This is a genomic window from Winogradskyella flava, from assembly GCF_014243395.1.
GTDB lineage: Bacteria > Bacteroidota > Bacteroidia > Flavobacteriales > Flavobacteriaceae > Winogradskyella > Winogradskyella flava.
The window spans coordinates 1,624,699-1,637,670 of record NZ_JACLCP010000001.1 but is presented as its reverse complement, the minus strand read 5'-3'; the positions used below and the strand labels follow the sequence as shown (position 1 = coordinate 1,637,670).

Annotated in this window: 13 protein-coding genes; 2 read left to right on the top strand and 11 right to left on the bottom strand. The window is 34.4% G+C overall.

What is annotated here, in order from left to right; translation table 11 throughout:
* Nucleotides 1–25: 25 nt before the first annotated feature.
* The 5 genes from H7F21_RS07060 to H7F21_RS07040 form a co-directional block, all read right to left on the bottom strand.
* Nucleotides 26–1,048 carry a potassium channel family protein gene (locus tag H7F21_RS07060; protein WP_185788491.1) on the bottom strand — a complete coding sequence of 341 codons (1,023 nt, stop codon included), beginning with the start codon at nt 1,046–1,048 and terminating at the stop codon, nt 26–28.
* Between the two features lies 1 nt (nt 1,049).
* Entirely contained in the window at nt 1,050–1,277 is a 228-nt protein-coding gene (locus tag H7F21_RS07055) for a PspC domain-containing protein (protein ID WP_185788490.1), read from the bottom strand.
* A gap of 100 nt (nt 1,278–1,377) precedes the next feature.
* Entirely contained in the window at nt 1,378–2,652 is a 1,275-nt protein-coding gene (locus H7F21_RS07050; protein WP_185788489.1) for a DUF2851 family protein, read from the bottom strand.
* Between the two features lie 74 nt (nt 2,653–2,726).
* A complete protein-coding gene (locus H7F21_RS07045; protein WP_185788488.1) occupies nt 2,727–3,707 on the bottom strand; it encodes a PLP-dependent cysteine synthase family protein in 981 nt (326 codons plus the stop codon).
* Nucleotides 3,708–3,775: 68 nt separating this feature from the next.
* On the bottom strand, nt 3,776–5,008 hold the full coding sequence (locus H7F21_RS07040) for an ABC transporter permease (RefSeq protein ID WP_185788487.1): 1,233 nt from the start codon (nt 5,006–5,008) through the stop codon (nt 3,776–3,778).
* Between the two features lie 8 nt (nt 5,009–5,016).
* Between H7F21_RS07040 and H7F21_RS07035 the strand changes: the two genes are divergently transcribed.
* Nucleotides 5,017–6,345: an exo-beta-N-acetylmuramidase NamZ family protein gene (locus H7F21_RS07035; RefSeq protein ID WP_185788486.1), complete on the top strand. Its 1,329-nt coding sequence runs from the start codon at nt 5,017–5,019 to the stop codon at nt 6,343–6,345.
* Here H7F21_RS07035 and H7F21_RS07030 read toward each other — a convergent pair.
* From H7F21_RS07030 to H7F21_RS07010, 5 genes are all read right to left on the bottom strand, one after another.
* Nucleotides 6,342–6,773: a hypothetical protein gene (locus H7F21_RS07030; RefSeq protein WP_185788485.1), complete on the bottom strand. Its 432-nt coding sequence runs from the start codon at nt 6,771–6,773 to the stop codon at nt 6,342–6,344. The genes H7F21_RS07035 and H7F21_RS07030 overlap by 4 nt on opposite strands.
* Before the next feature lie 161 nt (nt 6,774–6,934).
* Nucleotides 6,935–7,762 carry a glycerophosphodiester phosphodiesterase family protein gene (locus tag H7F21_RS07025; RefSeq protein ID WP_185788484.1) on the bottom strand — a complete coding sequence of 276 codons (828 nt, stop codon included), beginning with the start codon at nt 7,760–7,762 and terminating at the stop codon, nt 6,935–6,937.
* Between the two features lie 29 nt (nt 7,763–7,791).
* Nucleotides 7,792–8,634 (bottom strand): sterol desaturase family protein, encoded by an 843-nt coding sequence (locus H7F21_RS07020; protein WP_185788483.1) that lies wholly within the window; start codon nt 8,632–8,634, stop codon nt 7,792–7,794.
* A gap of 3 nt (nt 8,635–8,637) precedes the next feature.
* A complete protein-coding gene (locus H7F21_RS07015; RefSeq protein ID WP_185788482.1) occupies nt 8,638–9,540 on the bottom strand; it encodes a hypothetical protein in 903 nt (300 codons plus the stop codon).
* 48 nt (nt 9,541–9,588) lie between these two features.
* Nucleotides 9,589–10,083: a YkgJ family cysteine cluster protein gene (locus tag H7F21_RS07010; protein WP_185788481.1), complete on the bottom strand. Its 495-nt coding sequence runs from the start codon at nt 10,081–10,083 to the stop codon at nt 9,589–9,591.
* Between the two features lie 68 nt (nt 10,084–10,151).
* Between H7F21_RS07010 and H7F21_RS07005 the strand changes: the two genes are divergently transcribed.
* Nucleotides 10,152–10,853: a class I SAM-dependent methyltransferase gene (locus H7F21_RS07005; protein ID WP_185788480.1), complete on the top strand. Its 702-nt coding sequence runs from the start codon at nt 10,152–10,154 to the stop codon at nt 10,851–10,853.
* A gap of 478 nt (nt 10,854–11,331) precedes the next feature.
* Here H7F21_RS07005 and H7F21_RS07000 read toward each other — a convergent pair whose 3' ends face one another.
* The gene (locus H7F21_RS07000) at nt 11,332–12,951 is read right to left on the bottom strand and encodes an amidohydrolase (RefSeq protein ID WP_185788479.1); all 1,620 of its coding nucleotides are present in this window, start codon (nt 12,949–12,951) and stop codon (nt 11,332–11,334) included.
* Nucleotides 12,952–12,972 lie beyond the last annotated feature (21 nt).

Below are 12,972 nucleotides of genomic sequence, written 5' to 3'. Positions count from 1 at the left end.
TTATACGTTAAAATGGAATTAGTACTTAAGCGATATTGTATTTAGAATTTAAGCGCTCTATTTGTTCTGGTCGACCTAAAACTATGATTTTTGAGCCAGACACTAATTTAGTATCAGCTTCTGGGTTAACAAGATATTCACCTTTAGCATCTTTAAAACCAATAACTGTACAACCCGTTTTTTTACGAAGATCCAAATCTCTTATAGTCTTAACTTCATTAACATCGTAAAGTTGCTCTACTTTAACTTCTTCAACATTAATATTTCGCTCTCCTACGATGCCTAAATTATCAATAAACTCTACTAAATCTGGAATCACAACTAACGAAGCCATATGGTCTCCACCAATTCTATCTGGTAAAATAACGTTATTGGCTCCGGCGAGTTTTAATTTGTTATATGACGTCTCTTGAGAGGCTCTGCTTATTATAGTCATTTTATCATTGATTTGTCTAGCAGACAATACAACAAACAAATTATCAGCATCACTTGGTAAGGCAGAGATAAGCGTACTTGCGTTTTCAATGCCAGCCGAGTAAAGTGTTTCATCTTCGTTGGCGTTCCCAAAAACATATGGAATCTCTTCTTCTTGAAGCTTTTCTATTATGTCCTTATTTCGCTCAACAATGACATAAGGTTTTCCATAATCTTGTAATTTCTTGGCCGCTTGTTTACCATTTCGTCCAAAGCCACAAATAATAATATGGCCAGACATGGCTTCAATTTCCTTTTGCATCTTACGTTGTTTTAAGTCTTCTAAATTATTTTTACTCAGGATATATTCTGTAATTATAGAAAGTGCATATCCTAATATGACAACACTGGCCAGTATCAGAAATATGGTGAATATTTTTGCAGGCACACCCAACGGTTGCACTTCTCCAAAACCGACAGTAGTAATAGTAATCACAGTCATGTAGACAGAATCTATCCAGCTCAAACCAGAAATTCCTCTATAGCCAATAACTCCGATACATAGCAATATTAACAGCAAAATAACTGCAGTATAAATTTTTGATCTAAAGAGTCTTATGAGAGGATTATTCATTTTACAAATCGAAAACTGAAGAACGTTTAGTATAAATTATATCTTTAATCCGCATCCAAAATGCTAAAAATAAATATAGCGCAAAACCAAAGCCAACTGTTACAAAAGTTAAGTACATAAATGATGTCCTAACAATCTTAGCCCTAATACCCAATCGATCTGCTATGCGTTGACACACATAATAACCGCGTTTCTGAAAATATAGCAAGAGTGTATAGAACAGATTCATCTTTTAATAATTATTGTTTTGAATAGTCAAATGGAATTCGCCAATAAGAATTTCGGTTGGTATCAACTTACTTTACTATGGTTCATTTCATAAGCGCAAGTTACTTATTTTTAGTGATTAGTTGATTACCCATTGCACATTGTAAGCATTTATTTTTATCACAGTATTCTTCTTTTAATTGCAGCAGAGCTTGCGACGTTAGACTAGTCTTCTGCATTGCTTTTAAGTCTAGAAATTTCTTAACAATGCTGTTGTTTTCAATCTTTATCTGTTTAATAAGTTCTAATAACTCATCATCAATTGTTCTACCTTGTGCTTTGGCATAGCAAAATTTTAATGGTATTACAGTATTTATTAATAATAAATCTACAAACGATTTGGTTAATAGTTTTTTTGAAACTTTTGATGTTTTTGAAAATGTATAATGTGTCATCCAGAACTCTGAAACCCCTTTTCTAAAAAGCTTATGAAATTCATCTAACTTATTGATTTCAATTACCTTAGAAAACAATTGATGTTCCAAGGTATATAAATTTGCAAATTGAGATAAACGTATGGTTGGAAAGTTGGGTGGTCTCAGTCTAAAAAACTGCAATTGCAAAACACCTTGGTTGTCAAGTCCAAACTTCTGTTTTAAAAATTGATATCGATGTTTTAAATCTAAATAATAGACGTCTTGAATATCATCGTCAAGACAATCAGCTTGACCAAATAGCAAAGCTTCTAATCCTAGAGCATCATTTTGAAGTTTTCGAACTACAGTATAGTCTACCGAATTTGCCAAACTAAAAAACGCATCCCTATTGATCTTTAGTCCGAAATTCTTTAGAAGCATCTTGAACAAAACCGCCTCCCAATCATTATTGGATTGTTTTAATAGTTTTGATATATCCTCAGACTTACGTTCAAGCCGTTCAACAAACAAACGTTCTAACCAATTATTAAAGACAAAGTCACCTACTGAAGAAAAATCGCTTTCGCAATTGATCCAAGACTTGGACTGCATCAATCTTTTATAATTCTCCTGTAAACCTATATCGACATAGTGTTTTAACTCAAGTGTCGGTATTTCAGAATTATCCTTTCTAAAGACCTCTGTGTCATGTTCCCAAACTACATGTAAAATAACATTATCATAGGCTTTATCTATTTCATGGTTGTGAATGTACCAATCCGACGATTTAACATGAATCTCTACATTACCAGCCCAAAGCTGACCGTCGATACTTAACTGTGCATTAAAAAAATCAGGACCAGCATTGTAGTTGTGTTGTCCAAGATTGTTAATCACAATAGTCTCGTCCTTTGTTGTGTTGAGAACTAAAGTAGAAAATGCCCTATGTTTCCATACGTAATTAAGAAAGTCTTCTTGCATGGTTCTAAAATAAAAAAATCTTCATAAAATTTATGAAGATTCAATTTATCTAGTTTAAAATAGCTTCTATCCACTTATTCAATATAACCCATTCCACGCATCCAATCGTCATTAAACATCTTACCCACATAACGGCTTCCATGATCATGATATAGTACGACGACCACATCATCTGGTCCAAAATGTTCTTTTAATTGCAAAACACCTTTGATAGCTGCACCAGCTGAATTACCTAAGAACATTCCTTCTTCCTTCGCCAATTTTTGCGTGTAAACCGCTGCATCCTTGTCTGTTACTTTTGTAAAGCCATCAATAACATCGAAATTAACATTTGCAGGAAGTATATCTTCACCAATGCCCTCAGTGACATAGGGATAGATTTCGTTTTCATCAAAAACACCCGTTTCATGGTATTTTTTAAATACTGACCCGTAGGTATCCACTCCCCAAACTTTTATATTAGGGTTTTTCATTTTTAGATAGCTTCCTACTCCAGAAATAGTACCACCTGTGCCTACACCAACTACAAAATGTGTGACTTTCCCATCTGTCTGCTCCCAAATTTCTGGACCAGTTGTTTTAAAATGGGCTTTACAATTGCTTGGATTATCATATTGATTAACATACCAAGAGTTGGGCGTTTCTTCTCCTAAGCGTTTAGATACCGAATAGTAACTGCGAGGATCGTCTGGCTCTACATCTGTAGGACAAACCACCACCTCTGCGCCAACAGCTCTAAGTATATCCATTTTTTCTTTGGACTGTTTGTCGCTAATTACAAAAATACATTTGTAGCCTTTAATAATAGCAGCCAATGCCAAACCCATGCCTGTATTTCCCGAAGTACCTTCTATTATAGTTCCACCTGGTTTTAAACGACCATCAGCCTCAGCATCTTCAATCATCTGTAATGCCATGCGGTCCTTAACCGAATTTCCAGGATTAAAAGTTTCATATTTGGCAAGTACAAGACAAGGTAAATCTGCTACCAATTTGTTCATCTTTACCAATGGAGTATTGCCTATTGTGCCTAATATATTTTCTGAGTAATCCATAAATCTAATTTGCGCTGCAAATTTAAATGAAAAGTGTTAAGTAGAAAGTTAAAAATCCTGTTTATTCATCAATCAAACCGAATGGCTTTAACAGGCGAAATCTTGGATATAATTATTGATGGAATCAAGAGCATTAATAAACAAGCGATAAATGTTCCTATGTTTAGAAATAAAATATAATCCCAGCTTATGTAAACAGGTGCTTCGCTCACATAGTAAGTATCGGGATTTAAAGGGAATAATTTAAAATACTTTTGTGCGAATAATAGTCCTAATCCTATGAGGTTTCCCCAAAGTAATCCTAATCCAATTAAATAAGACGCATTATAAAGAAATACTTTCCTAATGGTCCAATCAGAGCTTCCCAAAGCTTTTAAAACGCCAATCATGTTAGTGCGTTCTAAAATTAGCACCAATAATGTTGTAATCATATTGATACCTGCAACAATAATCATAATAGCGATTATGATATTGGTATTGGAATCAAAAATCTTAATCCATTCAAAAACGGTATAGAATTTTCGTGTGATTGGTGTCGCATTAAAAAAAGATCCTGTCTCCTGATATACTTGTGAGGACACCTCATCTAAATCTGAAAAATCATCAATAAAAACTTCGAAACTACCGATTTGATCAGCATCCCATTTATTTAGACGTTGAATATGTCTTAAATCTGCAATACAGAATTTTTCATCCAATTCCTGAAAACCTGAATTATAAATCCCTACGATCTCATAGTTGATTATTCGAGGTATTTTATTCAGATTATCGGGGAACAAAGTTTGAAACTTATCACCTACATTAAAGCCTAACCTGTTGGCTAAATAATTAGAAATTAGAATTTCTTCATTACGTTTTCCAGAAAAGTCAGGCACACGACCATCTACTAAGAATTCTTCAAAATAATCCCAATTATAATCGGCTCCAACTCCCTTTACAACGATACCTTCGAACTCGGTTTCAGTTCTAATAACCGCAAACTTAGTAGCTACGCCTTGTATATGCTTTACGCCCTCGACATTATTAAATTCAGGATAAAAATCTTGTTTGATTGAAATTGGTACTTGAGATTCATCTGAAGCATTAGTATCGAAATTTGTAATTTCAATATGTCCATTGAAGGCTACAACCTTATCCCTAATTTTTTGTTGCAAGCCTAATCCTGTCGCTATAGCAATAAGCATAACAATGATACCAATAGCTATTGCGGCAATACCAATTTTAATAATTGGTGCCGAAACACTACTTTTATACGTTTTATTGCCAATAATACGTTTAGCTACAAACAACTCAAAATTCAAACCTATATATGTGTTTTAAGGTTTTCAAAAATACAGTTTTATTATTAGTCTTGATAACAATATCCTGTGCCGAAAAAGTTGGAGGCGAGACCTTGGAATCTCGGAATAATAGAGTTGAAGAAAATATTTCGAATGAGGCCCTAAAACAAGTTCAAGATGATAAGAGCATCATTGTTGGAGCCAATCGAATTGAGAAGTATCTTCCAATGCTAAGAGGAAAGCGTGTTGGTATTGTGGCCAATCAGACTAGTGTCATATTTAAAACAACAGTAAATTTAAAATTAGAGGTGCCAAAAGATCTTTCAGGGCAACATAAACCATTCGAAACGTCGGTACAATTAAAAGAACACTTGGTTGATTCTCTCCTAAGTTTAGAAATTAACATTAAAAAAGTATTCGCACCAGAACATGGCTTCAGAGGCACTGCAGATGCTGGCGAAGATGTGAAAGATGGTATAGACAAGCGAACAAAATTGCCAATATTTTCACTTCACGGCAAGCATAAAAAACCGACAAAACAGCATTTAGAAAATTTAGATATAGTGGTTTTTGATATTCAAGATGTTGGTGTGCGTTTTTACACTTACATTTCTACATTACATTATGTCATGGAAGCTTGCGCAGAGAATAATGTCCCATTACTTATTTTGGATCGTCCAAATCCAAATGGGTCCTATGTCGATGGCCCTGTTTTAGAAGTCGAAAACAGTAGTTTTTTGGGGATGCACCCTATCCCACTTGTACACGGTATGACTATAGGTGAATATGCAACAATGATCAATGGTGAACGTTGGTTAAAAAATGGCATTGCTTGCAACATTACCGTTATTGAAAATGAAAATTATGATCATAATAAACCCTATAGTTTACCTATTAGACCTTCTCCGAATTTACCTAATGATCAGTCCATTATCTTATATCCAAGTTTGGGTTTGTTTGAAGGGACAACAGTTAATGCTGGCAGAGGCACTGAATTTCAGTTTCAACGCTATGGTGCACCATTTTTAGATGCCAAGCACTACACATTTAACTATACTCCAGAGTCAAATTTTGGAGCCAAGTATCCAAAGCATAAAGGAGAAATTTGCTATGGTGTTGATTTATCAACCATCGAAGCTCAAAGATCGTTTACTTTAAAATACATTATTGACGCCTATAATAATTCAACTGACACTTCAAAATTTTTCGACACTAACAATTTTACCTCGCACGCTGGTACAGCAAAGCTGCAAAAGCAAATAGAAAATGGTGTGGCAGAAGAAAACATTAAATCATCTTGGCAAAAAGATCTAGCTGCTTACAAAAAAACCAGAGCAAAGTATTTAATTTATGATTAATTATTACTTGAGACCGGAAGCACTCTAGGTTCTATGGCAACTACTTCATCAGACTCTATCTGTAAAGGCTTTTCCTTTGGGATATCCTTCAAGATTCTTACCACAAAAACAATACGTTTAGGTGATTGCACAGCCACTAAAACGTGTTTCCCTTGTGGTAGTTTATTTAATGGTAATCTATAATGTGTCGTATCTATATAAACATCAAAATCTCGCCCATAGTCTTTATTTATAGCATATAGATAGTTTATTTTTGTATCACTTTGAAGTATTAAAGTATCTCTGGTTTCATTCAGCTTATGGATTAGTCCTTTAGCTTGAATATTCTTGTTCTTTTCTAATTTGGCATAATGCTCTTGAGCTTGCAATGTAAAGCTTAATAAGAAGATTAGTATAACGAGGAGGAAAATACGGATTAGATTTTTCAAGACATTATAGTATGAAGTTAAACATGTGTTTGTTTATCTCAACAATAATTAATCAATCCAAGGCAAACATAAGCGGTTTCAGATAATAGACTATAAAAATCCTATCATCTACACAAAAATTAGAAGAACGACAATTTATGTTAATAAATATGTTGAAAACTTTATTTTGAAAGTATTTCGATAAGCAAGTTTGGGTAATCTGTGATGATTCCATCTACTCTCCAGTCTATCATTTGTTTCAGGCCTTCTTTTTGATTAATGGTCCAAGGAATAATCTGAAAATCTTTGGCTTGATAAGCGCTAACTTTCGCTTGGCTAAGTAACTTGTAATACGGGCTTATAATTTCTGGCTTGTATGATAATGCCTCTAACTTGTTACTGATGCTTTCATCTTCATCGATTAATAAAGCAACTTTCATTTTAGCTGATTGTCGCTTAATTTCTTCAAGGATGGCTAGATCGAAAGACTGCAGATTTACTTGGTCAAACATTCCGCTTTCAATAATTTCATTCACAACTATTTCTACATATTGATTTGGCCAAGGCGTGTAAATTCCGTAATACTCTGGTTTTGACTTAATCTCGATATTGAACTTAACCCTAGGATTTTTCTTTTTAGCTAAATCAAAAACTTCTTTAAGCAGTGGTTTATATGTTTTTAATTTTTCCTGATCAGGATATGAAATGTGAAATTTAGAACCACAATCAAACCGTTTAATCTCTTCATGGGTCATCTCATAAAGATTGTGTTTCATATCCATCGTTTCTGGAATTTCATTACCGTCTGGATTAAAACAAATGGTTCTACTCATAAAAGGTTCGTGAGAAACCACGACTTCGCTATCTTTTGTGATAGCAATATCTAATTCTAAGGTATGCACACCAAGATCAATGGCTTTTTCGAAAGCTGGTAAGGAGTTCTCAGGCAGTAAACCTCTGCAGCCTCGGTGTCCTTGGACCTCTATTTGTTTTTCAGAATTGCGACGCATTCAAATAACAATGAAAAAGTAGAAATAGTCTATTCGTCAATATCAGAAGAAAGGGTAGGTTTTTCATACTTCTGAAAGGGCTGCTTTAATAATTCACCAATATTCGTATTCTTTTTTTCATCTGGAAATACATCCACGCCATATACTAACTTTTCACGGCCCATGTACATATAGGTTCCAAAGATACGATCCCAAATACTGAAGATATTACCATAGTTAGAGTCTGTATAAGGCAACCTGTAGTGATGATGGATTTTATGCATATCTGGTGATACAAGAACATAGCTCAATACTCTATCTAAACGTTTTGACATCTTGAGATTAGCATGGGTAAACTGTGTGAAAATTAATGACATGGCCTGATATAACATAACGATGGCAATTGGCGTACCAACTACAAACACACCCAATAGTGTAAACGAAAATCGGATTAAACTCTCAATTGGATGATGTCTGTTTGCTGTTGTCGTATCTACCTTATGGTCTGTATGATGCACCAAATGCACCATCCAAAGCGGTTTTACTTTATGCTCCACAAAATGTGCTAAATAAGCACCAAAAAAATCAAGAAATAGAACACCTAACAACACATAAAGCCACAAAGGCATTGTTGGCAACCAGTTTATAATCCCAAAATCATTTGCCTTGACCCAATCTGCAGTACCTAACAACAAAAATGCCAATGCAAAATTTATGACAATTGTGGTCATAGTAAAAAACAAATTAGGTAACGCATGCTGCCATTTATTATACTTAAACTTAAATAGAGGCAAGCCACTTTCCAACAACCAAAAAAATGTTAGACCACCAACTAATATAAGGCTGCGATGCGATGATGGTATAGTTTCAAAATAATTAACAAGAGTTTCCAAGGCTTAAGAATTGAGGTTGATAATCACTTGTGCTTTTTTCAAATTTACTGAAGATATTTTAGATTTCCATGATTCCGCATCCTCCAGCCTTTTTGAACTCATGTAGGCTGTATAGTATAAATAGGCAATAAATGAAGTATTAGCATTGTCAATCTTATAAGCATCCATTTTTTCCAAGAGCCTCAGCACTTTTTTTGGACGTTTTAGCAGTAAGTATTGATTTATCTCCAATAAATTACATCTCTGGGCTAAAACTGACTGATCTTCTTTGGATTCAGCCTTAGCAAATGACCTAGCTTCATCAATATAAATTTTTGCCAACTTTAAAAGATCTGGTCTTAATTTTTCCTTTCCATATAGTGAAAAATCCATGTATTTAGAGGCCAAATAATAAGCAGAATAGAAATCTTTTTGGGTTTGATACCCCCTTAATTCTGGAGCTAAAAATTCAGTATCCAAAGCATATTTTTTGATAATGGTGGATATATTCTCCAAATCTTCCAAATAAATATCGGATGTATTTAAAATATTACCATTAACATCCATGATTTTTATGGAATTATCATTGAATTTTTCGATATAGTTTCGGCTTCGTTTACCTTTAATTTCAGAATAATAAACACCATATTTATTTTCACTGACAATTACAGGTACAAAGTATTCCCATATCAAAGGACTTAAATTCTCATCTAAAAATAGATTATCTACATAAATCTTTCTTCCCTTTTCGTTATTTACGAAAACAGGATAAGGATATTCCGTGGTTCCCTCCCAAACCATAAGTACCATTTTATTCTGAACCAAGGCTAACTTTTGGGCTATTTTTAAATCTGTCATCCATTCTTGAGCCGTGGATAAATTAATAGCAAATACAAGGAAAATTAGTTTTACGAGGTGGCCTTTCATTTTATTTTTTATTCTCAATTGTATCAATAATTATTCCGAAACTAACAATTAAAGCTGAATTTGCCTTTTCATTTCCTCAACAATATTAAATGCAGCGGGACAAATAGCTGTATTTTTTAAAGTCAAATTAGAAATTTGTTGAAATTTCTTTCTGTCCGTATGCGGAAATTCCCTACATGCTTTTGGTCTAATATCATAAATCGAACAGTAATTATCGGTACCTAAAAATACGCATGGCACTGATTGCAGCACATAGTCATTATCTTCATCTAACCTTAAATATTGCTCGATAAATTCCTGTTCTTTCATTTTAAAAGACTTAGCAATACGCTGAATATCCTTGTTAGTGAACAAAGGCCCAGTGGTCTTACAACAATTAGCACAATCTAAACAATCCGTACGCTCAAATTCTTCCTCGTGTAATTCCTGCATTATATAATCTAGCTGCTTTGGAGGTTTTCTTTTGAGCTTAGTGAAAAAGGTTTTGTTTTCCTTATGCTTATCTTTGGCGCGCTTAGGCAAATTATTGATTTGTTCGTGCATAACACAAATTTAACTAAAGTTCTCGATACAATTTTGATAAATCGGAATCACTCGAACTGACAAATATTATGAGTAAGGACATTTTCGGAAAAGCGTTGTTGGATTATCAAAACGGGAATTACACAGAGGATATTATAACATCTACTAATATCTCTGATGAAGACACCCTGCCACTTCCTTATTTGTTTAGGGATTATGCTAAAATGCCAAAGCTAGAGCAAAAAGCTCTGCAACTTTGCAAGGGTAAAATTCTTGATGTTGGTTGTGGAGCTGGAAGCCATAGTTTGTGGCTCCAAGAAAAAGGATTTCAGGTAAAAGCTATAGATAGTTCTAAGGGTTCTGTTTCCGTATCGAAAAAAAGAGGTGTTATAAATGCCGAATTGAAATCACTTTTAGAGGAAACCGAGATCTTTGATACCATTTTGGTGTTAATGAATGGTACTGGTATTTTTCAAGAACTAACTCAAGTTCCGAAATACTTGACACATCTAAAATCATTACTAAAACTGAATGGTCAAATACTTATTGACTCATCCGATATCAAATACATGTATGAAGTTGAAGATGGTGGTTATTGGCTAGACATCAACGCTAATTATTATGGAGAACTCGATTATTATCTAAGCTACAAAGGTGAAGAAGAAGTACCCATAAAATGGCTCTATCTCGATTTTGAAACCTTAAAAACTGCTTGTCAAACCGTTGGACTGCATTGTGAAAAGATTACAGATGGAGGGCATTTTGATTATTTGGCGAGGGTAAATCTTTAATCATTCTTTGACTCGTACATATTCAATTTTAGAATCTCCATTTGTAATTACGAAGCTATTCTTATTCAATTGTAATATCCTTTCTTTATAACTACTTATCAATTCAACGAAATAGATTTCGAATCCTTTGTCAGTTTTCAAAATCTCAATAGCTGGCTGACATGAAACAAAATTTATCTGTCTTTCCTCAGCTGTCCTTTCTAATTCATCAAATCCTCCAACCTTACCTTTAAACCATATATTATAATAAATGTTACTTATAGAATCTTTTATTTCCCAATTACCATGAAGTGATTTTTGTACATCCTCTAATGTTTTGCAACAATCAACTCTTGAGAAAAGCTAGCTATTGACGCAATAAAAAACACAAAACAAAATAAATTCTTCATTTTAAAAATTATAAAATCCTAAACAGGCTTCGAGAACCTCAGCCTCCGTTTAGGATGACAAAAAGGAGATTCTTGCTTTCTCAGGAATTTTACTGTACTTCATCACCTCCAACAACAGTTTTTAACACCTTAATATTTGGAATCTCATTAACATCAACTGTCATAATATCTTTATCTAAAACAATAAAATCCGCAAATTTCCCGACTTCGATACTGCCCTTTTCGTTTTCTTCAAAATTGGAATGGGCTGCCCAAATGGTCATTCCTTTTAAGGTTTCTTGCCTAGTTAGTGCATTTTCCATTTGAAAGCCTCCTTCAGGATATTGTTTCAAATCCTGTCTTGCCACTGCGGCATAAAAAGTTAGAAATGGACTCACACGCTCCACAGGAAAATCAGTTCCCAAGGCGACTTTACCATAGGCTTCTAATAATTGTTTGTAGGCATAAGCACCTTTCACACGTTCTTCACCTACCCTATCCTTTGCCCAATACATATCACTAGTTGCATGCGTTGGCTGTATAGATGGGAATACATTTTTATATAAATCAAAATCTTCTTGAGATACGACTTGAGCATGTTCTACGCGCCATCTTCTATCGCTTTTGCCCTCTAAAACTTTGTTATATGTTTTTAAAACTGCATAATTGGCCGAATCACCAATAGCATGCGTATTCATCTGGTAGTCCGAATTTGCAATGCGTTCAGCAGCCTTTCCTAAGGTTTCCAAATCCGTTACTAATAATCCTAAATGCCCTGGTTTATCACTATAGGGTTCTTTTAACATTGCACCTCTGGAACCCAAAGCGCCATCTGCATAAAATTTAAATGAACGCACATTTAAATGCTCTGTTTTTATAATGCCTTTATCTAAAAAGTAATCCATATTCTTTGGCGAATAGGATACCATAGCATACACACGCATCTTTAAGTCTCCAGCCTTTTGAAGGCTGTCAATAATTTCTATAGCGTCTTGTCCAAGGCCTGCATCATCAACTGTTGTTAATCCTAAATCAAAACAAATATCTTGGGCTGCCATCAGCGCCTCTACCATGTCCTTTCTATTTGGCTTAGGCCAATAATTCATCACTAGATTTTCGGCATTATCCACTAAAACACCTGTAAGTTCACCATTTTCAAGAACGACTTCTCCTCCATCTACTTTGCTTTTAGCTGTTACTTTTCCTAAATCCAAAGCTGCTTGGTTGCAAAGTATCGCATGTCCATCAACACGGGTTAAAGCGATTGGCGTATCTGGAAATAGCTTGTCTAATAACGTCTTATTTGGAAACTCTTTATCTTCCCAATCGTTTTGATCCCAACCTCTGCCAACAATGAAGTCTCGCTTGTACTTATTTTGAAAATCTATAACACGCTTCACAACCTCTTCAAAACTTTCTGTCCCGACCAAATCTACAGCTTGCTGATTAAAACCTAGCCCCAGGAAATGACAATGGGCATCGATTAATCCTGGAACAATTGTATGTCCATTGGCATTTATAGTATCTGCTGCGCTATACTTCTTTTCAATAGCACTCGTAGTACCAACTTCTATGATTTTACCATCTTTAACAGCAAAGGCTTCTGATTTACTAAAATCTTTATCTACCGTATAAATATTGGCATTGACAACTATGGTATCTGCTTCTTGCTTTTCGTTTTGGCAAGAAAGCATTGTGATAAGAGCTAAAATTGGTAATAATTTTTTCATGTTTTGAGTAAGATTAAAATG